General features: G+C 57.4%; 18 protein-coding genes. 3 read left to right on the top strand and 15 right to left on the bottom strand.

Annotated features, from left to right (window positions below):
* Nucleotides 1-719: 719 nt before the first annotated feature.
* The 3 genes from BGIM_RS0128970 to BGIM_RS58480 all read right to left on the bottom strand — a co-directional run bounded on the left by BGIM_RS0128970 (nucleotide 720) and on the right by BGIM_RS58480 (nucleotide 5,777).
* Complete coding sequence (locus BGIM_RS0128970; RefSeq protein WP_020473186.1) at nucleotides 720-3,863, bottom strand: efflux RND transporter permease subunit; 3,144 nt, start codon at nucleotides 3,861-3,863, stop codon at nucleotides 720-722.
* Nucleotides 3,863-5,212, bottom strand: a complete 1,350-nt coding sequence (locus BGIM_RS0128975; RefSeq protein WP_020473187.1) for an efflux RND transporter periplasmic adaptor subunit — start codon at nucleotides 5,210-5,212, stop codon at nucleotides 3,863-3,865. The genes BGIM_RS0128970 and BGIM_RS0128975 overlap by 1 nt, the downstream gene beginning before the upstream one ends.
* A gap of 112 nt (nucleotides 5,213-5,324) precedes the next feature.
* Entirely contained in the window at nucleotides 5,325-5,777 is a 453-nt protein-coding gene (locus BGIM_RS58480) for a MarR family winged helix-turn-helix transcriptional regulator (protein WP_157369515.1), read from the bottom strand.
* Between the two features lie 157 nt (nucleotides 5,778-5,934).
* Between BGIM_RS58480 and BGIM_RS0128995 the strand changes: the two genes are divergently transcribed.
* Nucleotides 5,935-7,425, top strand: a complete 1,491-nt coding sequence (locus BGIM_RS0128995) for a hypothetical protein (protein ID WP_020473190.1) — start codon at nucleotides 5,935-5,937, stop codon at nucleotides 7,423-7,425.
* A 112-nt stretch (nucleotides 7,426-7,537) separates the two neighbouring features.
* On the opposite strand, the gene BGIM_RS0129000 is transcribed toward BGIM_RS0128995, so the two are convergent.
* The gene (locus BGIM_RS0129000) at nucleotides 7,538-8,905 is read right to left on the bottom strand and encodes a neutral/alkaline non-lysosomal ceramidase N-terminal domain-containing protein (RefSeq protein ID WP_020473191.1); all 1,368 of its coding nucleotides are present in this window, start codon (nucleotides 8,903-8,905) and stop codon (nucleotides 7,538-7,540) included.
* A complete protein-coding gene (locus tag BGIM_RS0129005) occupies nucleotides 8,902-10,215 on the bottom strand; it encodes a hypothetical protein (protein WP_020473192.1) in 1,314 nt (437 codons plus the stop codon). Before BGIM_RS0129005 ends, BGIM_RS0129000 begins: the two co-directional genes overlap by 4 nt.
* Nucleotides 10,216-10,387: 172 nt before the next feature.
* Between BGIM_RS0129005 and BGIM_RS0129010 the strand changes: the two genes are divergently transcribed.
* Nucleotides 10,388-11,386 (top strand): NADPH:quinone reductase, encoded by a 999-nt coding sequence (locus BGIM_RS0129010; RefSeq protein WP_020473193.1) that lies wholly within the window; start codon nucleotides 10,388-10,390, stop codon nucleotides 11,384-11,386.
* A gap of 90 nt (nucleotides 11,387-11,476) precedes the next feature.
* Nucleotides 11,477-12,493 (top strand): NAD-dependent epimerase/dehydratase family protein, encoded by a 1,017-nt coding sequence (locus tag BGIM_RS0129015; protein WP_020473194.1) that lies wholly within the window; start codon nucleotides 11,477-11,479, stop codon nucleotides 12,491-12,493.
* 371 nt (nucleotides 12,494-12,864) lie between these two features.
* Here the strand turns inward: BGIM_RS0129015 and BGIM_RS0129020 are convergent, their stop codons facing one another.
* From BGIM_RS0129020 to BGIM_RS58485, 10 genes are all read right to left on the bottom strand, one after another.
* Nucleotides 12,865-13,797, bottom strand: coding sequence for a hypothetical protein (locus tag BGIM_RS0129020; RefSeq protein WP_020473195.1), 933 nt, complete (start codon nucleotides 13,795-13,797; stop codon nucleotides 12,865-12,867).
* Nucleotides 13,798-13,824: 27 nt separating this feature from the next.
* Entirely contained in the window at nucleotides 13,825-15,792 is a 1,968-nt protein-coding gene (flgK, locus tag BGIM_RS0129025) for a flagellar hook-associated protein FlgK (RefSeq protein ID WP_020473196.1), read from the bottom strand.
* 3 nt (nucleotides 15,793-15,795) lie between these two features.
* Nucleotides 15,796-16,305, bottom strand: coding sequence for a hypothetical protein (locus BGIM_RS0129030; protein ID WP_020473197.1), 510 nt, complete (start codon nucleotides 16,303-16,305; stop codon nucleotides 15,796-15,798).
* Nucleotides 16,250-16,756 carry a rod-binding protein gene (locus tag BGIM_RS68385; protein WP_084760151.1) on the bottom strand — a complete coding sequence of 169 codons (507 nt, stop codon included), beginning with the start codon at nucleotides 16,754-16,756 and terminating at the stop codon, nucleotides 16,250-16,252. Before BGIM_RS68385 ends, BGIM_RS0129030 begins: the two co-directional genes overlap by 56 nt.
* Before the next feature lie 52 nt (nucleotides 16,757-16,808).
* On the bottom strand, nucleotides 16,809-17,915 hold the full coding sequence (locus tag BGIM_RS0129040; RefSeq protein WP_020473199.1) for a flagellar basal body P-ring protein FlgI: 1,107 nt from the start codon (nucleotides 17,913-17,915) through the stop codon (nucleotides 16,809-16,811).
* Nucleotides 17,916-17,923: 8 nt separating this feature from the next.
* A complete protein-coding gene (locus tag BGIM_RS0129045; RefSeq protein WP_084760153.1) occupies nucleotides 17,924-18,544 on the bottom strand; it encodes a flagellar basal body L-ring protein FlgH in 621 nt (206 codons plus the stop codon).
* Between the two features lie 8 nt (nucleotides 18,545-18,552).
* Nucleotides 18,553-19,569, bottom strand: coding sequence for a flagellar basal body P-ring formation chaperone FlgA (gene flgA, locus BGIM_RS0129050; RefSeq protein ID WP_020473201.1), 1,017 nt, complete (start codon nucleotides 19,567-19,569; stop codon nucleotides 18,553-18,555).
* Between the two features lie 4 nt (nucleotides 19,570-19,573).
* Entirely contained in the window at nucleotides 19,574-20,365 is a 792-nt protein-coding gene (flgG, locus tag BGIM_RS0129055) for a flagellar basal-body rod protein FlgG (protein ID WP_020473202.1), read from the bottom strand.
* Between the two features lie 11 nt (nucleotides 20,366-20,376).
* Nucleotides 20,377-21,093 (bottom strand): flagellar basal-body rod protein FlgF, encoded by a 717-nt coding sequence (gene flgF, locus BGIM_RS0129060; protein ID WP_020473203.1) that lies wholly within the window; start codon nucleotides 21,091-21,093, stop codon nucleotides 20,377-20,379.
* Between the two features lie 191 nt (nucleotides 21,094-21,284).
* Nucleotides 21,285-22,571, bottom strand: a complete 1,287-nt coding sequence (locus BGIM_RS58485) for a prolipoprotein diacylglyceryl transferase family protein (RefSeq protein WP_020473204.1) — start codon at nucleotides 22,569-22,571, stop codon at nucleotides 21,285-21,287.
* Nucleotides 22,572-22,589 lie beyond the last annotated feature (18 nt).

Here is a 22,589-nt window from a genome sequence, read left to right on the forward strand (position 1 = left end):
CGGGCAGCGCCTTGATCCGTCCTGACAACTCCGACAGGTCGAGCCCCCCGACGAACTCCCAGACGGACCGGACTGAATGCTCGGGCGGAAGCATCTGGTCGAGCGACTCGATCCGCATCTCCGCTTGGTGACGGTTCGCATGTCGAAGACGACGGGCGGGTTGGGACATGGCCTCTCGCGAAATTAGCGGACGTTCACCTCAACTTAGCGCGGACCAACAACGGTTTCGCTCCCGGACGACGATTTTTTCACAAGCTCTCCGTGTGCGGGCAGGCTTTGCCCCGTTTCATCGTCCGACCATCGGACAAGTTCCATCCGCACGCGGAGCGTGCGGAGTACTCTGTATCGCCAACCAACTCATTCTTTTCCACTCGCACTAAACAAGTGCTGTTTGATTTGCCGCTGACAAGTTTGGTGTCAGCTTTTTCATTTTGGGCCATTTTCAATGGCTCAAAATCGCTGCGCATTTGCCCAAAATCATTAGAGAGACCCCCCGTTTTTGCCGGGAGTTTTGAAAAAAGGTGTTCAGTTGGCCCACCGTTTTTGAACAGTTTTGGGGTGTCCAACGGCCCAAAAATGGTCGCCGGGCGACTGTTTTTGATAGTTTCAGGTCACTTTTGGATCGAATTTTGACTGGTTTGAAAATCGTGAAAGTGAAACGTCTGTAACGTGTTCACATTTCCGGCCGCATGGTGGAATGCGGCCGGAAATGTTGAGGATCAACTCTCTGCCAAAGCCTCGTCATGCACCTTTTCGCGGCTCAATTGACGACGCCACCAACCGCCGATGCCGTCGAAAATCGAATAGGAAACCGGGGTGACCAGCAGTGTCAGGGCCAGCGACAACGCCTGTCCGCCCAAGATCACTTTGGCCATGCTGGAACGAGACCCGGCGCCCGGTCCTTGTCCCAAGGCCATCGGAATCATTGCGGCCACCAGCATCACCGTGGTCATCAGGATTGGCCGCAAGCGAACGCGGTTGGCCTCCAAGATGGCCTCGGTGCGTTCCATGCCCTCTTTCCGCAGATGGTTGGTGTAATCCACCTGCAAGATGCCGTTCTTTTTGACGATGCCGAACAACATGAACAGCCCGAGCATGGCAAACAGGTCCAGCGGCGTTCGCAACATAATCAGCGACACGATGGCGAACGGGATCGTCAGCGGCAACGCGGCGAGGATGCTCACCGGATGCACAAAGCTGTCGAACTGGGCCGCCAGAATCATGTACATGAACACAAACGCCAGCAGGAACCCGATCAGGAAGTTGTCGTTTGACTCCTTCAACATCTTGGCCCGGCCAATGAACTCGTACCGATATTCCGGCGGCCACTCGCGGGACTTCATGTAAGCGTCCACGAGAGCCACCCCGTCGCTCAGGCCCAGCCCCTTCAAGTTTGACGAGATGACCACCTGCCGTTGACGGCCGAAACGGTCGATGGTGTTCGGAGCCATCGCGTCCTCAAAGCGGGCGACGGACCCAATCTTCACCACGCCATTCGCGGATTTTGTCGAGGGAACGCCGAGCCGGGAGATGGTTTCGCGGTCATCCCGGCCCGAATGTTCGGCCCGCAGCCATACGTCGTATTCCTCGTCTTTTTCCTTGTATTTGGTCACCGGCAACCCGCCGACCAGCACGTTTGTGGTGGCCGAGACGCTTTGCAAACTCACGCCAAGATCGGACAGACGCTCGGAATCCGGCCGAACTCGCAACTCCGGTTTGCTGAGCGAAAGGCTGGTGTCCACGTCCACAAAACGAGGATCAGTCCGCATCCAATCGGCGATTTCGTTCGAGTATTTCTGTAGTTGAGCCATGTCCGGCCCGCAGAGGTTCAAGTCCACATCCACTTCCCGGAAGCCGGACGACGAGACAATCGAAACGTCCTGTACGGCCGTTCGCAGATCCGGGAACTCCTTCAAGATGTTGCGCGTGTCGTTCATGATGTCGAACTGCGAAAACTTTCGTGTGGAAAGGTCGGTTAGCCGAACGTAAATGTTCCCCTTGGTCACATCCCCCTGGGCTTTGGTGACCCGGCCGGTGGTGTCGCCGATGGTGGAAAACGTATATTCCACGCCGCGAAGTTTTCGGATTCGCCGGTCGATTTCCAGAATGGTTTGATCGGCCCGTTCGAGCGAATAACCCTCCGGGAAGGTGACCACCATTTCGTATTCGCTTTGATCGTCCTTGGGCACGAAGTCGGCGCCGACGATGCTCATCAACACCGGCGTGGTGAGAAACACCAAAAACGCGGTGGTGATGACAACCCACCGGTGGCGCAGACTCCAGGCAAGCATGCCGATGTAAGTCTTTTCAATGGCGTTCCAGATAAACCCAGATTTGCTCGACCCATGTCCTTCGGGCTTTTTGAGGAACCGCGAACACAGGGCGGGCGTCATCGTGAACGAGATGAACATGCTCATCAGCACCGAGAAACCGACCACATAACCGAAGGCGTTGAAGAATCGGCCCACTTGACCGCCCATGAAGGCAATGGGGGCGAACACAACGACCAGCGAGAGCGTCGTCGCCACCACCGCCAGGGCGATTTCTTTGGTCGCGGAACTGGCGGCCTCAAAGGCCGACAGGCCCTTTTCTTCCATGTGTCGGAAGATGTTTTCGTGGACCACCACGGCATCATCCACGACGATGCCGACCGAGAGAATCAGGCCGATCATCGTGAAATTGTTGAGCGTGAAGCCCATCGCATACATGAACGCGAACGACCCGATCAACGAGGTGGGGATGGCCAGCGTGGCGATGATAGTCGTTCGCCAGTCTCTCAGGAACAGCAGAATCGACAAGCTCACCAACGCCACCGCGAGGAGCAAGTGAATCTTCACTTCTTCCATCGAAATACGGATGAAACGTGACTGGTCGCGGATCACCTCCGTGCGAATATCCGGCGGAAGCGTGGCTTTGATGGCTTCCATTCGCTTTTGCAATTCATCCACCACCGTCACCGTGTTCCGGCCCGATTGTTTTTGAATCACGATGCTAACGGCATTACGCCCGGTGTCTTCTTCCTTGTCGCTGGATCGCATCCACAACCGGCTCATGCCGCGTGGTTCTTCAAAGGAGTCGTCCACACGGCCGACATCCTCAATCCGGATTGGCTGGCCGTTGCGGTTGCCGATAATCAGGCGGCCGAACGACTCGGATTTGTCCACCCGGCCATCCACCCGAAGCACCTTTTCCGATTGAAGTCGGTCCACCCGTCCGCCCGGATCTTCCCGGTTCTCGCGGATCAGTGCTTGTCGAACGTCCTCGATTGTGAGGTTCTCGTATTTGGCCAGTTTGTCCGGGTCCACGATCACATGCACGGCCCGAGGCCGACCGCCGACCAAGACGACGGAGCCGACACCGGAGGTTGTTTCTAGTTCCTCCTTCAGCCGCTTGCGGGCAATCTCCGTGATTTCCCGCATGTCCCGATTGCCGGAAATCACGATGGTCATCACCGGCGTGGCATCGAGCGATAACTTGTCGATGATCGGCGGATCGGTGCCGACAGGCAATTGGCTCAGAATTGTGCGGACTTTGGCGTCAACTTCTTGGGCGGCAATGTCCCCGTTTTTGTCGAGCTTGAACTGGACGACGACTTGCGAAAAACCTTCTTTCGTGGAAGACCGCAGTTCGTCAATGCTGGAGATGGTGTTGACCGCCTCCTCGATGGGTTTGGTGACCGATGTTTCCATCGCCTCCACGCTGGCGCCTCGCAGCGTCGTGGTGACGGTAATCATCGGCATGTCCACGTTCGGGAACAACTCGACCCCGAGCCGGGTGTACGAGACGATGCCCAACACGATGGGGGCCGAGACCAGCATGGCCGTGAAAACCGGCCGTCGAATGCAGAGATCCCAGATATTCATTATTTGCCCCCCGCATCGGTGCGAACGTTGGCGGTCATGCCGTCGGCCAATCGGCTAAAACCGCTGGTGACGACCGCCGCTCCCGGCTTCAGGTTTCCTTCCACTTCGACCCATGTGCGTTGCCGATCACCTTCTTTGATGACGGTGGTGGTGCCCGTCTTCACCGGAACGGCTTTGACCTTGTCGCCGTCCATGATGAATATCCGCGAAATCCCGGCGAAACTGATGATGGCTTCCTCCGGAACGGTGACCGCTTTGGCGTCTTCCTTGGTGATGATGTTGGCCTTGGCAAAACTCCCGGCGCCGAGTCGTCGATCCGCATTCGGGACGATGATTTCCACCGCAAAAGTCCGGCTCGACCGCTCGATGGCCGGGTTGATACGGGAAACGGCGGCCGAGAAGATTTCACCGGGGTATGATTCGACTTCGAGTTCCACCGTCTGCCCGAGTTTCACCTCGGTTCGGTGTCGTTCGGGCAAAGTGAGTTGTAATTTCAACGGCCGGTCAATCACGAGGCGGAACATCGGCGGGGCATCAACAAGCGGAATGATCCGAACCATTTCCCCTTCGGTCACCTTGCGAAAACTGATGACATACTCGGCCGGGGTTTTCATGCCCGTTTCTTGAAGACTCAGCGGAACGGGGACGATGAGTCTTGTGTCCCTCAATCGCTGTTCGGCCGACTCCAAGGATGCCTGCTTTTGCCGGGCGGCCGCTATCGTGGCCTTGGCCTCCAAGACCGCTTGTTGACGGTTGGCCTTGGCCACTTCCACATCTGTCGTGGCTTGCTGGACTTCTTCATCCGTCACCGCCCGGCCGCCCGCTTGCAAGCGTTTTACCCTCAAATCGGCTTGTTTCACGAGTGAATCAGTCCGGACAACGCTTGGCAGTTGCGTCACATCAAAATCAGGGCCAGGCTGTTCTCGGAGACCCAACTTGGCCAGTTCAAGCTCCAACGCCCGGCGGGCTTCCGCGACGGCGAGTTGAAAATCGGTGGCATCAAGATCCAGCAAGGGCTCGCCGGGTTTGACGACATCACCCACATCCCGATAAACTCGAACCACACGTCCTTCTACTTTCGGGGTGACAGCCACTTCATCCCAACCATAAAGAGAGCCGACTGCCGAAACCAGCCGCCGCACCGGCCGGGCGGTTGCCTTGTCGACTGTAACGCTTACTGTGGTTTCTTTCACCGGGGTCGCGGTCTTGGGAGCAGCGTCCGGCTTGTTGCCGCCCAAATGGCCGCTGGCCACCGCCAATCCGCCCGCCACGCCGATGACGATCAACACCACCCACCAGCGACGCTTCAAGAGTTTCACGATGGCCTCCCGATTTCCCACGACCGACATGTGATTTCACTCAAGTTTCCCCGAATCGAGATTCGGAGAGTGAATAATTCGATTTTCGATGTAATGACCGCAAAAATAACCGGCGGTTCGCGGCCGGTTCAACTTCTGAAAATTATTTTTTCGGCGGCGGCCCCTCCGCGCGGGCCATTTTGCGAAACAACTGGATGAATGTGTCACGTTCCGAGATCGTTAATCCGCCCAATAACCAGCGGATGCAGGCTTGCTTTTCCGTTGCGGCGATTGCGAGCAGTTCGCGGCCGGCATCGGTCAATTCCACATGAATCACGCGGCGGTCTTCGGTGGAGCGTTGTCGGGAAACATAGCCCTTCTTCTCCAAATTATCCACCAAACTGGTGACCGAGTTGACCGCCAGGATCAAATGGGCGGCCAGATCTTTCATGATCTTTCGCCCGCCTTCACCGAGAAATTCGATCAGCCGGAGTTCTTGAAGGCTTAGATTTTCATGAGGTCCATTGACCGTCTCGGCATCCATCACGCGAAATCGCTGCTCGAACTCCCGGATGAGATTGAGAAATTCAGGCACATGGCGGTCAAGGTTGGCCAAACGGAGTTTCCGGTTCGGAGAGTGAATGATTCGATTGTGGAACAAATCGGCTTTGGAGTCAATGTCACTTGATTAGGATTTGGATTTGAAGAACGATGCAAAGTCGCCATCTTGAATTACAATTGCCGAGACATCCTTCTTTTCCAAGAGAGCGTCCATGAAGCGATTGATTTGGCTGGCGGCCATGCTGGCGATGATTCCTTCGGCCCGTTCGGCCGAACTCCCGGACGTGTTGAAATACGTGCCGGGCCGCATGAACACGGTGGCCGTCATCAACGTGCGGGAAATTAACAAATCACCCCGCGCCGTCAAGGAAGAATGGAGCAAGAACCACGAAACGGAATACATGGCCGGCGCCCTGGCCGTGCCGCCGTGGGCACATTTTGTGGTGATCGGGGCCGAACTTTATCCTGGCGAACTGGCTGAGGGAAAGAGCCTTGCCCTTGTGCCGGTGAACAACACTCTGACATCGACCGAGATCGCTCAACGCGAGGGGGGCACCACCCAATTGATGGGCGACAAAACGGTCATCCTCAGTCCCCGTCGGGGTTATGTGGCCATCCCGACTCCGGGGATTGTCGCCGTGTCCTCGACGCTGCCGAGGCAGGAATTCTCCCGCTGGCTGACACAACCGAAACCGGAGAAAGTGAGCTATTCGGCATACATTCAGGAAGCCCTTGCGAAGAAGAGCAAATCCCACATTGTCGTGGCGACGGACCTCACGGATATTTTTGACCCGCAGTCTCTTCGCCTTGAATTGCTTCGCGGGGGAATTACCAAGGAAGATCCTAGCTTGGATGCCGTGACGCAAGCCATCATGAACATTCGAGGAGTGACCATTACAGTGCAAATCGGCGAACCATCCCCCGTCGAGATTGATATTGATTTCAAGCAACTTCTCGATTCGCAAGCCAAGGCGTTTCAGTCCATGCTTCCGAAAATTATTGATATTTGCGGCTTTGAAATCACCGAAGTGGCCAAGGCCGAAGTGGTGAGGCAAGACAAGATGTTCCAACTGAAAACAACATTCTCAGACAAATCGCTTCGCCGCCTGCTTTCGGTGATTAACTCCCCGGCCGACGCCGCCAAATCCCCGGAGGGAGGCACCATCCTGACCCCGAAAGACTCGGCCGCCCTGGCCTCCAGCATGCGCTATTACCGGGCCATCAACACTTATCTTGATGACTTGCGGACTCGCGGCAATTTGAACATGAAAGCCAACGATTACAGCGGCTCGGCCTTGTGGTACGAAACGTATTCAAACAAGATTGACAAACTGCCTATCCAAGATGTGGACCCCGAGCTTTTGCAATACGGTTCAAGCGTGACGGCCAAGCTTCGCTCGCTCGCGGGGTCGTTGCGAGGGCTGAAATTGCAACTGGATGCCTATGACAATTATAAGTCTGTCACCACGGCATCATCGGGAGGCGGATTCATCACACCACGAGGCCGGGTGGGGATTGCCCCGTCTTACAGCACGCAAATGGATTCCAATGTCGGCGAATTGAGTGCCCGGCAGGCGGAATTGGTGGTGAAGACCGCTCCGGATCGTGTGAAAGTGTGGGAGGTGTTGGACAGCGACCGCAGCGCCGTTCGCCGGAACATGCTGGAGAAGTACAAGATTGACTTTGATAATTTGAAGAAATAAGCGATAAGCCGATGCGAAACAAACAAGAGGAGCATCCGACCATCATGGTCGGATGCTCCTCTTGTTTGTTTCGCCGAACCGAAAAACGCCGAAAGACGAGACAGAGAATTTCTCACTTCGCCAATTCGAGAGTTTTATTGACGATGATATCTTCGATAGCGGGAGCCCATTTAGTCGGAAGGCCGTAGTAGACTTGCGATGAGTCAGCTTCGTATCCCCCTTCTTTCAGCACACGGGCCGAGGGAATGTAAGCGATCACATCATTGCTGTAACCGGCGATCCATTTCATTCCATTCGCGGGAAGTTCTTTTTTCAGCCGGAGGTTGTAATCGATCACCACTTCGCCGCCGAGGGCCACCCAAGTGAGTTGATCGCCGAATTTCCATATCTGAATCGGGTAATGAGGATATTCTGTCGGGATTGGCACGCCTGCTCGTAACTTTGCCAGCATTCTCTCGGCCCGTTTGGCGTTGGCGATGGATTTGCTCGAAACCTCAGCTTCCCAATATTCCCTGGCGGGAAGTTTGTCCAACGGAAGCGTTACTTCGGAATAGGAAGAGGTAATGGGTTTGATGAGCGGGGCCATTTTTCCGTTCGCCACATCTTTCACGGCCAACGCCAGTTCTTTGCCGTATTTTTCGCAAAGTTCGATCATCGATCTTGGCAGCGGATTCGCATCCCCGCCGCAACCAATCCAAAACATGGCCGTGGAACCGGGGTAGGCTTTTTCCAGTTCAATTTGGGCGAAACCCGCATAATCGCCGGACCACTTGTAGTAGCTCATGGTGGTGTTGTGGCAGGCATAGCCGAAGAGGAGAGCGGTCACTTTGCCATCCATGTCAGTGACTTTTAGCACGGGCACGGAATGATCGACCGGCCCGGTCGGGTTCTTGCCGTTGATGACCCCCGCGGGGGTGACTTCCCGGCGGTTGACGGCGAAGCGGGTGGTTCCCTCGCCGATGGAGACATTGGCCGGTTTTAGATCTTTCAGGGCGGCGATGAGGATTTCGGTCATTCCGGCCGTCAAGGTTTCCGTGTACTTGCGGACATCCTCCAGTTGCTCGGCATTCATCGGATACATGTCGGTGAGATTTCCGGCCACCACCGGCCCGCAATGGGTGTGGGAGCAGTTCATCAGGATGTCGGCCCGTTTCAGCCCGGTGGCCTTCATTACATCCCGGCAAACCGGCTCGGACAGGTTGCGCGGGATGCCGCACAGGTCGCTGGTGAGAATCACGAAACGATGCCCGGTGGAATCTTCCAGAGCCAGCGCTTTGATCCAGAGATCATGCTGCTTGTCCACGCAGGGCTTGTTCCGGGAGCCGTAGCCGGCCATCCACAACGGTCCCGACGGTGTAATGACCTTTTTGGCGATCCCCGCTTTGTAAATGGCTTCGGCGGAATGGGCCAACGGAGTGAAAATGAGCAACAGCAACAAGCCGCAACCGGCCATGCGTCCGTGTTTGAGCGTCAGGTTCATTTCTCTCCTTCGGGTGGTTTGCCCTTTAACAATTTCATCATCGCCTTCATCAAAATCTCTTCACTGTCCGGGCTGCTAAGGGCCACAGTGGGTTCGTAGCCTCCTTGCAGATACCCGGCTGCCGTAGGGATGTAGCCGCAACCGTCGTCGCCGTAACTGGCGACGAAGACATCCGCATCCGGCCGCATTTTCTGGGCGGCCAGTTGATAGTCGATGAACGCCTCCCCCGGCAGGTGCAGCACAAGTGTTTTGCCGCCGAAATCCAGGCAGCCGATATCGATGGGTTGATCGAGCCGCTTTAACCATGCGAGTTGATAGGCGGCATTGCCCCGTTTCGCTTTCGTCGCTTTCTCGTCGTTGACGGCCAAACGGCTTTGTTCTTCGGTGAAACTGGCTTCCTTGCGGGGTTTCAGTTTGACTGGTTCCACCCGCCATTCCCAGCCGGTGACTTCGCGGCGTTTGGTCGATTTCCAACTTTCGGTCATCCCGGCCAGCATCCGGTCTCGCAAGAGAGGGCGGTTCTCGGGGGAGCCGTCGTTGTACTTTCCGGCGGTGATGTTCCCGCCGCAACCGTTGAAATAAGCCGTGAACACGGTTGGGTTGGCTTCTTGAAACTTCCGGCGGGCCAGTCCGCAGAAGTCTGCGCTGACTTCGCCTTTGCCGTAATAACTCATCGGATGCGTGGCGTAGTAGTGCATCGCCACCAACGGGGTGTCGCCATCCCAAAAGCTGAGGGTGCGCAACACCGGGTCGATCACCCCTTCGGGTTGTTCGCGGGCCTCTTTGTCCTTGGTGGCGCTGGTGCGGGTAAATTTCACCTTGCCGTCGGGGCCAAGCACGCGGCGATTGGAGGCGACTTCTTTGACTACCGCTGATCCGATGCCAATGTGAGTGAACCGCTTTGTCTTCGCCAGCGCATCTCGGCAGGCTTTGCCGATGTCTTTCACCACTTGGTCGAAGAACTTCAAATCCAGACATGGCGGCCCGTGAGCGGCGTCGAGGATTTTCTGGGCTTCCGTGTCCGCGAATGGGGCATCGTGCGGGTGGACGGCGTGAACGCTCACAAATTCGATGGTCGTATGGGCAGCATCCGCGAGGGCTTTGCGGATGGCCAGATGGGCGTCATTTCGCAGGGCGACCCAGTCAAAAACACACAGGACGACCGGCTTGCCCTGTCCGAGCAAAACGACGCCGAATGCCTCCAGTGGATCGGCGATCTTGCGGGCCGGCTCGATCCAACCGCCGCATAGAGGATGGCCAATGGGCGGGGTGACATCAACCCGAAAAGTGGCTAGGTGAAACGCAGGCATTGAATTTGTTCCTTGCGGAGAGGATTGTAGAGTCCCACAACTGCCGGGGATGTTCAAGCGGCCAGCGTGAATTTTTCCGGAATCCGGCCGAGGGGTAATGGCGGTGAATGCTGACCGTCGCCGTTGGCCGGGCATATCATCACACCAAAATCCTCCCGCGAGACGATCTCCCATGAAAGCTGCCTACTTTGAAGCCACCGGGGCGCCGAGCGTCATCCAATACGGTGAATTGCCCACCCCGACGCCCGGCCCAAATGAAGTTCGTGTCAAAGTCACGGCGGTGAGCGTCAACCCCATCGACACCTACATCCGCAGTGGGGCGGTTCCGGCCAACCTTCCCAAGCCGTTCATTCCGGGGTGTGATTTCGCCGGGACCGTGGACGCGGTCGGGGCGGCCGTCACCAAGTTCAAACCGGGCGAACGGGTTTGGGGTTCCAATCAGGGGGTGGTGGGTCGGCAGGGAACCTTTGCGGAATTCTGTTGCCCGCACGAAGATTATGTTTACCCGGCCTCCGAGGGTGATTCGGACGAAGACTTGGCGGCCATCGCCTTGGTGGGCATCACCGCTCATCTCGGGTTATTCATGGCCGCGAAGACTCAGGCGGGCGAATTCGTGTTCGTCAACGGCGGGACCGGCGGTGTGGGGTCGATGGTTGTCCAAATGGCGAAAGCGGTCGGCGCCAAGGTGATCACCACCGTCGGTTCCGAAGAAAAGGCGAAGAAAGCAAAGGCTCTCGGAGCTGATTTTGTCCTCAACTACAAGACGGATGACATTGCCGCCAAGGTGAAGGAACACACCGGCGGGGCCGGGTTGCATGTCTTCTTTGAAACGCAAAAAGAACCAGATTACGACAAGATGGTGGAGATGGTCCGGCCTCGAGGGCGACTGGTGGTGATCGCCGGTCGCACGGCCCGGCCGGTGTTTCCGCATGGGCCGTTTTATGTGAAGGGGCTGACGCTCTCCGGCTTCGCCATGTTCAACATGCCCCCTGACGAACAGCGGAAGTGTGCCGCTGACATGTCCAAATGGCTGGCCGAAGGCAAGCTGAAGGCCAATATTTGCACCCGGTTGAAACTGAGCGAGGCCGCCCACGCCCATCAACTGCAAGAAGAAAGCTCGTCGAAGGGGTCCGGCGGTCTGAGCGGAAAAATCGTGCTGACAACCGGCTGAGGTTGTCGGGGCGCAGGTTGCCGGAATGCTCCCCCGCGCCCATCATTCAAAGAAGACGAAGGCCAACCTTTCCCAGACGGGGTATTGTTCATGCGTGTTCTGATCACGGGCGGTTATGGGTTCATCGGGGCGTGGATCATTCGCAACCTCTTTGCGGGGGGGCATCAGGTTTGGGTGTATGACCTGCGGGAAGACTCCCGGCGCCTCAAGGACATCATGCCGACCGAGGAAGTGAAAAAAGTCACTTTTGTGCCGGGGGACGTGACCAACCAGCAACTATTTCAAAAGGCGTTGGTCGATCACCAGATCACCCATGTGATTCATCTGGCCGGATTGCAAGTGCCGACCTGCCGGGCCAATCCCGTTCTCGGCGCCACGGTCAACGTCGTGGGCACGCTCTCGGTGTTCGAGGCCATCCGGGGCTTGGGTGATCAGATCAAGCGGTTGGTATATGCCAGCACGGCCGCCGTGTTCGGCCCGCCGGACAAGTATCCCTCCGGCCCGCTTGCCGACAATGTGCAACTGATGCCCGCCACGCATTATGGGCATTTCAAAGTGTGCAACGAAGGCAACGCGGCCGTTTATTATCAAGACTTTGGCCAATCGAGCATCGGCCTTCGGCCTTGGACGGTCTACGGCGTCGGCCGTGATTTGGGAATGACCAGCGAGCCGACAAAAGCCATCAAGTCGGTGGCCATCGGCCGGAAATACCACATCACTTACGGCGGGTTGCAAGACTTGCAGTTTGTGGACGACGTGGCCAAGACGTTCGTGCAATGTTTGGAAAAGCCATATCAAGGGGCGAAGTCCTACAACCTTCGCGGTGCCGTGGTGGATATCCAAACCTTCTACGCCGCCTTGTGCAAGGTCGATCCGACGGCGAAGCAACTCGTCACGCACGGCGATCGTCAACTAGCCATCGCCTACGACCTCGACGATGCCGCGTTGCAACGGGATCTCGGGCCGTTCCCATTGACGAGCTTGGAAGACGGAATTCGGCAGACGCTGGAGATGTTCCGGCAACTGGCGAAGGAAGACCGATTGGATACGTCCGATTTGGATGCCGCCCCGCCGCCACCGACGGCGATCCAACGGGATGAACCGTGAGAATCGGGTTAGGTCAGAATGTCTGAACGGATTCGATTGATTGATGGAATCTGGCCAAAGAGGTCTTCTGGTATTTCGGTCCAACGGACCGACTAACATAGCCCAGTCCGAAAGGGCTGGGCTTGAATGCTCCAAGGTTTTTCGGTCTGAAGGACCGATTATCGGCGAGTTGGGGTTGTCGCGGCCCTCACGGACCTTGAGCAGATAATCGGTCCTTCAGACCGAGGTTTCTTCATGCTCTTTAACCCAGCCCTTTCGGGCTGGGCTATGTTAATCGGTCCGTTGGACCGACAAAACCAAGGAAGATCTCTTCCTTTTCGGCAATGCCCGTTATGGCGTTTTGAATTTGCTCTGGCCGAATGCTGCCCGTCTTACTTCACAAAATCCATCAACGACGCATCAAAAATCTTTGATGTCACCAGCAGGCTCGCTTGGAACGCGTTGGTCTGTTCTTGAAGCTTGACGGCGGCCTCGGCGTAATCGGTGTTTTGCAGGTTGCCGATCTGTTCCTTGTTGTTGACGCTCACATCGTCAATTCGGGTGTTGACCGCATCCAGATTCTCCAACGAGGAGGCTTGCTGGCCCATCGCTGTTTGGATGTTGCCCCGAATGCTCTCGATTTGGGACAGGCTTTGGTTGATGGCCGTTGCCCGGTCCGACTGGCTGAGGTTCGGATTTCTCAGGTTGTCTCGCAATGTCATCAGGGCTTTGAAGGCATCCCCGCTCGAAGATTGAAACACTTGGTTGCCGGGGTAATTCGTGTCCACCGTGTAATTTTGCCCCACCGAGCCCTTGGAAGGATCATCCGATCCTTGATAGGAAACGGCCGTCGGGTTGCCGGACGGATCGGTGGCCGTCACGACAAAGGGGGGGGTGGAGGTGGCCGCGCCGCTGAAGAGGTACGAATCCCCGCTCTTGGCATTCGCCACATCCACGAATCGCCCGATCAGCGAATCGACTTCCGTGGCGAGCGCCCCGGCCGCCTGATCGTCCGTGGCGGCGTTCGCTCCGTCCAGCCCCAAGTCGTGGGCTTTGGTGAGAATATCGCTTGCTTCGGTGAGGGAATTCACGCCATTGTTGAGCGAAAGCGTGGCCGAGTTGATGGAACCCTTGAAGTTTTGCAACCGGGCGTCGCGGGCTTGGTAATCAATCAGCGACACGTAATCGGCCGCCCCGTCCGAGGCTTTTTGCAACCGGACGCTGGAGGTGATTTGCGCTTGATATTTGGCCACGGCCGCCGACTGTGATTGCAGGGCGGAGGTGGCGCGTGATATCTGCGTGCTGATGGTCGTTCGCATATCCATAGGTGTTTCTCCCTGGTCAATAATTCATCAGTTAATCATGGCAAACACGGCGTCCATCGACGTGTTGACGACGGACAGATACCGCGAACCGGCCTCGACCATTCGTTGATACGTCAGCAGGTTGACCATCTCTTCATTGAGGTCAACCCCAGACGTGCTTTGTTCTTGGGCAGAAAGATTGCTCACCATATTCGCCTGGGTCGTTTGCAAATCGTTGAGTGTGGAGACATTCACCCCAACCTGGCCGATGGTGTCGCCGTAATACTGGCTCAGTGTCTGTGTGCCGCCCGCCAGCAATTGTTTGTCCTGAATACCGGCCATGCGGATGATGTTCGAGGTCTCGCCCGGATCGCCGCTGCGGCTGGTGGCCAGTTTCGACGGATCGGCCGTGAATTCAGAGTTAACCGAAATGTTGCCGGCGCCGGACCCGCGAAACAAGCCGCCGACTCCCAAGGCCGGAAGAACCCCGGCGGTGTCCGCGTTGGCGGTGACTGGAACACTGAAAGAACCGGCGTTCGTTGTTCCCGCCCCGAGCCGCACAGTCAGTCCGTTGCCAACCGTCAGCGGGGAACCGGCTTCGTAACCGTCTCCGACGTTAAGCGTGGAAACCAGATTGTTGGCGCTGTCACGAACCTCCAAACTTAGCCCCGGTGTTGTTCCAACGGTGCCGTTGCCGACCACCTGAAACGAATACGTGTCGTTCGACGAACCCGTATAGGTTCCGGTCACGGTCGGGGCGGAGGTGCCGTTCATGGCGACGGCGTTCGGCGGGGTGGGAACCCGGCCGGCGAAATCGAAGGCATATCCAGATTGGGCCTGCAAGTTCAATGAATTTGTTGTCGGATCAATGCTTCCTTGCACTTGGCCGCCGGTCGCCGAAGTGATCGCGTTGGCCACATCCTGAAGGCTTTGCGTGGCGGGATCGATGTTCACGGGAACAAGAGTTCGCGTTCCCGTGGATTGCTGGGTGACCGAAATCATCAACTGGCCGGCTTGGATCGGCGAAGAAAGATTTTGCGTGCTCAGCAGGGCGGTCGGATTGGCAACGGAGACCGTGCCCGCCAGATTGGCAGAGGGGCCGGCCGATGTCAACCCCGTTGCTTGCACGGCATTGACGTTCGTGATCAGCTTATTTGCCAGTTGATCGAGACGACTTTGGTAGCCCGGCAGCGTCTGGTTGTAATCCTGCAAGTAGCCCGCCAGTTTGCCGCTGGTCGGGGTAAGCGAGGTCGTGCTTCCGGCTTCGCGGAAGACCAGTGATCCGTTGGTGTCGAGCGCGGCCTCAAACTTAGTCGACATATTGCCGACAACAATGGCATCGTTGGCCCCCATCACATTGACCACCCCGTTGTCTTGGGAGGACAACCGCACATCAATGTACTGGCTCAGATCATTGATCGCCGAGTCCCGCTGGTCGCGGAGGTCATTGGCGGTGCCGCCAGTGGCCTCCGCCACCGAGATCTGTTTGTTGAGATCGGCGATTTTCGGGGCCAGTGTGTTGATCGCGTCAACGGCTTCTTTCGCCCCGGTAAGCTGGCTGTTCTTTAGGTTGCCGAGGTCGGTTGTCAGTTGGTTGAACTGATTGCTGAGATTCACAGCACTGCTGACGGTCACTCGCTTTTGCGTGGCGTCGGAGGGTTGGGTCGAGAGCGTGTCGAGGGCGTTGAAAAACGACTGCATCCCGCCGTCAATCGAGCCGGTCCCGGTGGAGAAGAGCGATTCGGCCTGGCGTTGGGTGTTCAGTTGGGTTGTGGAACGGGACTGATCGCTGGTGGCGTTCACCAGACTGCTCCGAACACTGTTGTCGGTGTACCGGAAGATGTTTTGGACTTTGACGCCCGTGCCGTTGTTGTCCCCCGTCGTCGTTTGCGCGAGGGTGATGCCCTGTCGGTGATAGCCCGGCGTGGCGGAGTTTGAAATATTTTGCCCCACGAGGTCAAGCGCCCGCTGGGCGGTGCTCATCGTGGAAATACCGATGTTGTATGCGTTGAGCATGGATCACCCGTTCGCAATCAGGAGGGAACCACGGGTCTCGACCCGACGGCCGGCGGGGCCGTATTGATTTACCACGCCGACAGACTGGCCAGTCGAATCCTCGATGGCTTTTTGAAGATAGGTCCGGCAATAAGTGGCGATGGTGGACACTCGTTTGGTGAGTCGTTCCACATCTTCGGCCAGCATTTGGAGTTTGTCCCGGCTGGCGGCCACTTGGTCTCCATACGGGGCCGGGAGCAACGTCGCCAGCAAGGAAAGCCGGACGTTTTCCGGTTCGATTCCCATTTCCTTGGCGAGCAGACGACAAAGCGTTTCCCGGCGATGTCTCGCGCCGAAAGTTTCGTCGCTTAGTTCCTGGCAATGGAGAATGGCGGCTTGAAGATCCGCCAGGGTGCCACGCAGATAGGCGGCGTAAAGTTTGTTGAGCCCGTCTCGACTGGCTTGGAGGGTGGCCTCCTCACGCGCCAGATGAGCGAGGCACATTTCCGCGAGTTCCACCAGTTCGATCGACATGAGGGGGGGGCTCTTGTTGTGTTTGTCGTTGGATCGTGGCAGCCAATCCCACCCCGCCGGCATTGGCGAGGTGCTGACCCATGAACTGATCGAACAAGCCTCCCATCACATCGCCGGAATCACCCGGGAAGAGACTGTCCGGTTCAAGGGTCTGCCGCATTCCTTTGAGCAACACGGAAAGGAACAAGGATTCAAAATCCTTCGCCATGTTCGCGGCATGCTTCTGATCCTTCCCAAGACTAGCATTCGTTGCGCGGAGAGGGAGGAAGCCAGTTAGTGCGTTCGAGGAATTCGCTTGTATGCCCGACATGAAATTTAACTCCGGACAGAATTTTTCAGAGGTTGCAGGCTCAGAAAAGACCGCTTGGGCAAGATGATTTGGCGGTAAACCGTGAGCTTTGAGCCATGAGCGAGAAAAAATTCCCCTAAGAAAGTCGCCAGTTCGTGACATGGCGGCTTTCTTCTCATGACTTAAATCTCATGATTCCCCCCTCCATTTGGCGTCAGATCACCACGATTTCGGCATTCAAAGCCCCGGCTTGTTTCAACGCTTGGAAGATCGAAATCAGGTCGCGTGGAGTGACTCCCAATGAATTGAGGGCACGGGCCACCTCGGCGACGGTGGTGGCGCGGGGCACGACATTGAGCCTTGCTCGTTGTTCGACGGCCGCGATGCTGGTTCTCGGGACGACAGTTGTGGCTCCCCCCGTCAATGGATTGGGTTGGGAAACTTGAGGAGTTTCGGAGGCCAGCAAATACAGGTTGCCGTGGGCAATCGCCGTCGGGTTGATCGTGACATTCTCCCCCGCCACCACCGTGCCGGTGCGTTCGTTAATCACAATCCGGGCCGGACGGTCGGGATTTACTTCCATCAAGCCGAGTTCCGACAGGAAGGCGACCGGGTTGGAGGCTTTTTCCTTCGGCACCCCGACGGCCACTGTTCCGGCGTCTTGGGCGAGGGCATAACCGGGGTATTTTTCGTTGATGACTTTGGCGACCATCCGGGCAGTGTTAAAGTCGGCGTCTTTTAGCAAGAATCGCGCCCGGCCTTTGCAGAGCACTTCCCCAAGAGCTTCTTTTTCCACCATGCCGCCGTTGGCAATTCGTCCAACATTCAAATGGTTTTTCTGGACACCGGCGGTTTGGCCGCTGACGGAGAAACCGCCGACAGACAGCGGCCCTTGGGCAACCACGTATATTTCGTTATCCGCCCCGCGAAGCGGCGTCATGATGAGGGTGCCGCCCTGCAAACTGCGGGCGTCATCCAAGGCCGAGATGGTGACATCCAATCGACTGCCTTTGCGGGCGAACGGCCCGATTTCAGCCGTGACCATCACGGCCGAGATGCTCGTAGATCGAATGACGTTGTCACTCGGAAGCTGGCTGAAAATCGTGGCCGTCACATTATTTTTTTGCAACATGTCCACGGCGACTTGCTGTGTGAATGTGCTGCGACTGCCCGTGCCATCCAACCCCACGACGAGGCCGAAGCCATGCAACAAGTTGCTTCTGGCTCCTTCAAGCTCGGAGATGTCCTTGATGCGAACTTGGGCGGCCGCCATCTGGCCCAGAAGCAAAACCCCGGCCAGAATCATCAGAAATCGACGCATGATTCGCCTCACGGGAAAAGGTAATTGATGGCCCGGCCAATCAAACTCTGGTTGACGAATTCGGTTTCTTGCCCGCGGCCAATGTAACTGATTTTCATGTTCGCGATGGCCCCGGAAGGCACGGCATTGCCTGACACAATGTCGGCCGGCCGCACGACGCCGGTGACGCGCAACATTCGTTCTTCCCCGGCAACGACCCGCATCCGGGTTCCCTCGAAGACGAGATTGCCGTTGGGAAGCACATCCACGACAGTAACGGCCATCCGGTCCACAAATGTCCGAGTGCTGCTCAACTGGGCGCTGCCGTTGAACTGCCGCCGGTCGGAAGTGGACCCCGTCGCGTTCAATTTGCCCGCCGTTGCCGGTTTGGGATCGAACTGGTACGATCCGGCATAATTGACCGTGGCCGAGTTGTTCGTGCCCCGGTCCAGTCCGCGGCTTTCGCGTTCGTTGGTCGCCGTGCTTTCGGAGATTGTGATCGTCAACAAATCGCCGACGTTTCTCGCCCGGTTGTCATGGAACAAAAAAGCGGCGCGGGGGTCTCGGCGATCCCAGATGGAATCCGCGCCGGCGAGGGAACAGATTCCCAGCGAGGTCGCGAAAGCCATCAACAGTCTGCTTCGAGTCATGGGGTTCCTTATTCCACTTCCACGGTGTCCGGCCCGGTGATCCGGCCGACGACCACCTTTTTGGAATCAATGTTCTGAACGCGGATGAGGTCGCCCGTCTTGCCTCCTTGAAGGGCTTCGCCGTTGGCCACGACGTTCACGGCTCCCAACCGGACGAGCATCTTCACCGGTTGCTTGTTGCGGACGACGGCCGCAGGAATTTCAAGCGGCGCCGTCTCCAAATCCGCTTCTTGGATGACTTGTCCGATTGCCACGGGGCGTTTCGTCTTCCGGCCCATCAACTCGCCGGGGGGAAGGGGGCTTAACCCTGGATCAACGACCCGGCGATCCGGGACGGTGTTTGCCTCGGAGAGTATGTCCCCTTTGGCCAATCCGCTGCGGGCCATGATGACCGAACGCATCAGCTTGATTTCGAGGTACACCGGCAGGGACAATTTCTTTTCCCCGAGAACGAACAAGGTCACATCAATCTGAACCCGGCCGATATTCACGTTGGCGGTATGCGGTTCGGCCCGCATGGTCACTTCCGAAGGATCGGAAACTGAAGGCAATGGCGCGGTGATTGGTTGCACCAGCCGCACGGCCAGGTCTTCGGCTGGCCACGGCATCCGTTTCAGGGCCGCATCTTTGGCGGTCTGAAAGATGCCTTCCGGGGAGAGTGGCTGGCGGATGGCGGCCACCATCGTTTCCTCCGCGCCAACGACACTGAACAATTTCGTCGGAAAATCCGCCAGTCGAAGACGGAATTCCACCTGTCGGCGCCGGATGTTCACGTTGGTGGCTCCGCCGAAATCGGCCAAATCCAGTCGGCCGATTTGTAAACGGGCGTGTTCGCTGCCGCCGGAAATCTCGGCGACATCCCCGAGGGTGATGGCGCGACCGGGAATGGCGACTTTTTCCCTCATGGTGATGACGATCCCCTCCGGTCCTTTCGGAGCCTCGGCGGAGATGTCGATCCCCAAACCCGCGAGCCACCACAAAACCGCCAAGGCTGCGGGAAACCGGAAACCGCTGTGTGCATTCATGACATCACCTAATGAGGTCGACGGTGGCTTGGAGCATGTTGTTGGCAGTGGTAATCGCCCGCGTGTTAAACTCGTAGGCCCGCTGGGCGAGAATTAAATTCACCAGTTCGGTGACCGTGTCCACGTTGGAACGCTCCTCGAAACCCTGTCGGATCAAGCCGGTTCCGTTAAGCCCCGGCGTTGATGTCGTCGCCGCCCCGGAGGAGGCTGATTCAGCGAACAGGTTTCGCCCCTCGGCACTCAGACCGGCGGGATTCGGGAATCGCACCAGTGTAAGCTGCCCCAGCGTGGTGGAAGCGCCGTTCGATCCCGCGTTCACCACGGAGATTGTCCCGTCCGTGCCGATCGAGATCGAAACGGCTTCGGTCGGAATGGTCACCTGCGGGGAAAGCAAGAAACCGTCTGAGGTGACGATGTTTCCCACCGCGTTCATACGCAACCCGCCATCTCGTGTGTAACGGATTTCGCCGTTGGGCATGGTGACTTGGAAGAACCCCTGTCCCTCAATGGCCACATCCAGCGGGTTGCCCGTGTTGACAATGCTACCTTGGGCGAAAATCTTCGTGATCCCGGAGACCCGTACCCCGCTGCCGATCTGCAAGCCGGTGGGAACCTGCAACCCTTGGGCGGCGTCGGCGCCGGGATTGCGCTCGTTCACATAAATAAGGTCTTGAAAGTCTGCCTGGCCGCGTTTGAAGCCGTTGGTGTTTACGTTGGCCAGGTTGTTCGCCGTGTTGTCCAGCACCACTTGTTGGGCGCTGAGACCGGTCGAACTGGTGTATAACGCCCGAATCATGGTTTAATTCCTCATTGGGGTCGGGTGTTCAGTTGCAAGGCGTCGCTGATGGCCCGTATCACTCGCTGGGTGGACTCGAAGTATCGCTGGCCACTGATCAGGGCCACCATCGCTTCGGCAGGGGAGACGTTCGATGCCTCACGGAAACCTTGCACGACGCCTCGTTCCATTGGCTGGGCACCGGCTTCGCGAGGTGCTTTGAAGGTGGTGTCCCCGGCGGTTTGCAACGCGGCGGGATTGGTGAACCGCACGAGTCGAATCTGATTGACGGCCACGCTGTCGGCCGACACGGTGCCGTCCGGGGCCACGGCGATTGTCGACCCCGGCGGGACGTTCACCGGGCCTTGCTGACCTTGCAGGGGATATCCAGATTGACTGATTAACTGTCCGTCGGCTGTCACGCGGAAATTGCCGCTGCGAGTATAAACCGGTCCGCCCGGAGTGGTCAGCACGAAGAATCCATCGGTTTCGATGGCAAGATCCAGGGGATTGCCCGTATGTTGCAGGGTGCCGGTTTTGAAATCGGTGTATTGTCCGGAGACCCTTGACCCCACGATGTCCCCGGTCGGCGCCGTCGCCCGGCCGAGAACACGATCAAAGCTCTCATATGTGAGGCCGCGCGCCCGGTAACCGGGCGTGGAGGAATGGGCTAAATTTTGGGCCAGAATTTCATGATTCTGCGACGCCATGTCCATGGCGGTGGCCGCCGCGTATAGTCCGCGAACCATGAATTAACCCTCCGGGATGATGACCCGCAAGGTTTATCGGACCGGCAGAACCAGTCGCATCAGTAAAATCGGTAACCAGCAGCGACCGCGAAACAATCAGTGTTTGGGTCTTGGAAAAAAAGAGGGAGCCGGTTCCGTCGGACGACGAAACCGGCTCCCTCTGAAAAATGCCCGTCTTTATCGAAGCCACATCAAACCCGGCGAGTTCCCCATTTTCGCAATCCCAACTCCATGCCAAGGGCGGCGATCAGAATTAGCACGCTAATGTTTTGAGAAAGGCTCATGCCGAACCCCTCAATTGGGGTGTCGTTTCGCAGGATTTCATTCAGGAATCGGTGAACGGCATAACAGGCGAGGAACAGCGTGAAGACCTGCCCGTCGTGTCGGCGCAACGGGTAATAGGCGAGCAGGAAACCGATCAGAAGCAACATGCTGATCGATTCGTAAATCTGCGTTGGGTGTAATCCAAGGGTTCGCGGCGTAAATGCCGGGATGATTGCTTCCTGACCTTGCCGTTCGACCTTCATGTCAAGTTGTTGATCACCACGGGGCCAGTTGTTGATGAGGTCCGTGAAAACGTCGGTGTCAAACACCCGGCCTTTGCCGCTGATATCCGTCCGCAGTTGGTTCCTCACATCAATGGCTTTTTTCACGTCGTCAAAAACCAACTTCACGCGGGCATCATTCTTCTCGCCCGGTTGCGAGTCGATCCGTTGGGCTTCCCTCTCCCGGCCGAGTTGTTCGGCTCGCGCCAAGGCATCCTCGCCGCCGTAAACGATCAGAACCCCGCCGTTGGAAAAGCCGTTCACTTCAATGATCTTGTCACCGTGCCGCAACCCGGCGTTAGCGGCTTGGGAATTGGTTTCCACCCGGTCAATGACGGACCGCAAGTCGTCCGGGGCGCTTCGCGCGGTGGTGAAACCCGTGGGGGTCTGATAGCCGAATTTGTCCACCACAACATCACGGGCCGGGGCGGTCATCAACGGGAAGCCGATGGCGGGGCATCCTTCGTCGGCGACATGCCCGTAACAACAGCCGTTCAACAAACACCCGACCCGGCCGAGGGCAATCCCCAAGGCGATGGCCGGGGCGGTGGCATCGGCCAACCGCCACAAGTTCACTTGGAAACGCCTCAGAACGCCGAAGTAATAGATCAGGAATGCCCCGATCCCGGCGATGATCCCGCCGTACAACACGATGCCGCCTTCCCAGATGCGGAAAAACTGCGAAAGCGGAACGTGGTATTGCTGCATGTAGGTGAATCTCGCCCCGGCCAGCCCGGAAACGAACAGGATAATCACCAAATCCTGGACTTTTTCACGGGGCAGGTTCGAGCCGGTTTTCTGTGAAAGCCAGCCGAGGAACCACACGCCCGAGATGAACGTCAGGAACAGCATCACCCCGAACCCGTGGATGGGAATGCCATCCGGCGGGAAGTAACCCTTCAGGATCGGAATGTGAAAAAGAACTTGGAACATGGACTTTCCGAATCAGGC

Origin of the sequence: Zavarzinella formosa DSM 19928 (genome assembly GCF_000255705.1) — a bacterium.
Lineage (GTDB): Bacteria > Planctomycetota > Planctomycetia > Gemmatales > Gemmataceae > Zavarzinella > Zavarzinella formosa.

Coding starts and splice junctions, on each gene's coding strand:
- BGIM_RS0128970 (WP_020473186.1), bottom strand. CDS start 3,863: ATGAATATCTGGGATCTCTGCATTCGACGGCCGGTTTTCACGGCCATG.
- BGIM_RS0128975 (WP_020473187.1), bottom strand. CDS start 5,212: ATGTCGGTCGTGGGAAATCGGGAGGCCATCGTGAAACTCTTGAAGCGT.
- BGIM_RS0128995 (WP_020473190.1), top strand. CDS start 5,935: ATGAAGCGATTGATTTGGCTGGCGGCCATGCTGGCGATGATTCCTTCG.
- BGIM_RS0129000 (WP_020473191.1), bottom strand. CDS start 8,905: ATGAACCTGACGCTCAAACACGGACGCATGGCCGGTTGCGGCTTGTTG.
- BGIM_RS0129005 (WP_020473192.1), bottom strand. CDS start 10,215: ATGCCTGCGTTTCACCTAGCCACTTTTCGGGTTGATGTCACCCCGCCC.
- BGIM_RS0129010 (WP_020473193.1), top strand. CDS start 10,388: ATGAAAGCTGCCTACTTTGAAGCCACCGGGGCGCCGAGCGTCATCCAA.
- BGIM_RS0129015 (WP_020473194.1), top strand. CDS start 11,477: ATGCGTGTTCTGATCACGGGCGGTTATGGGTTCATCGGGGCGTGGATC.
- BGIM_RS0129020 (WP_020473195.1), bottom strand. CDS start 13,797: ATGGATATGCGAACGACCATCAGCACGCAGATATCACGCGCCACCTCC.
- flgK (WP_020473196.1), bottom strand. CDS start 15,792: ATGCTCAACGCATACAACATCGGTATTTCCACGATGAGCACCGCCCAG.
- BGIM_RS0129030 (WP_020473197.1), bottom strand. CDS start 16,305: ATGTCGATCGAACTGGTGGAACTCGCGGAAATGTGCCTCGCTCATCTG.
- BGIM_RS68385 (WP_084760151.1), bottom strand. CDS start 16,756: ATGTCACGAACTGGCGACTTTCTTAGGGGAATTTTTTCTCGCTCATGG.
- BGIM_RS0129040 (WP_020473199.1), bottom strand. CDS start 17,915: ATGCGTCGATTTCTGATGATTCTGGCCGGGGTTTTGCTTCTGGGCCAG.
- BGIM_RS0129045 (WP_084760153.1), bottom strand. CDS start 18,544: ATGACTCGAAGCAGACTGTTGATGGCTTTCGCGACCTCGCTGGGAATC.
- flgA (WP_020473201.1), bottom strand. CDS start 19,569: ATGAATGCACACAGCGGTTTCCGGTTTCCCGCAGCCTTGGCGGTTTTG.
- flgG (WP_020473202.1), bottom strand. CDS start 20,365: ATGATTCGGGCGTTATACACCAGTTCGACCGGTCTCAGCGCCCAACAA.
- flgF (WP_020473203.1), bottom strand. CDS start 21,093: ATGGTTCGCGGACTATACGCGGCGGCCACCGCCATGGACATGGCGTCG.
- BGIM_RS58485 (WP_020473204.1), bottom strand. CDS start 22,571: ATGTTCCAAGTTCTTTTTCACATTCCGATCCTGAAGGGTTACTTCCCG.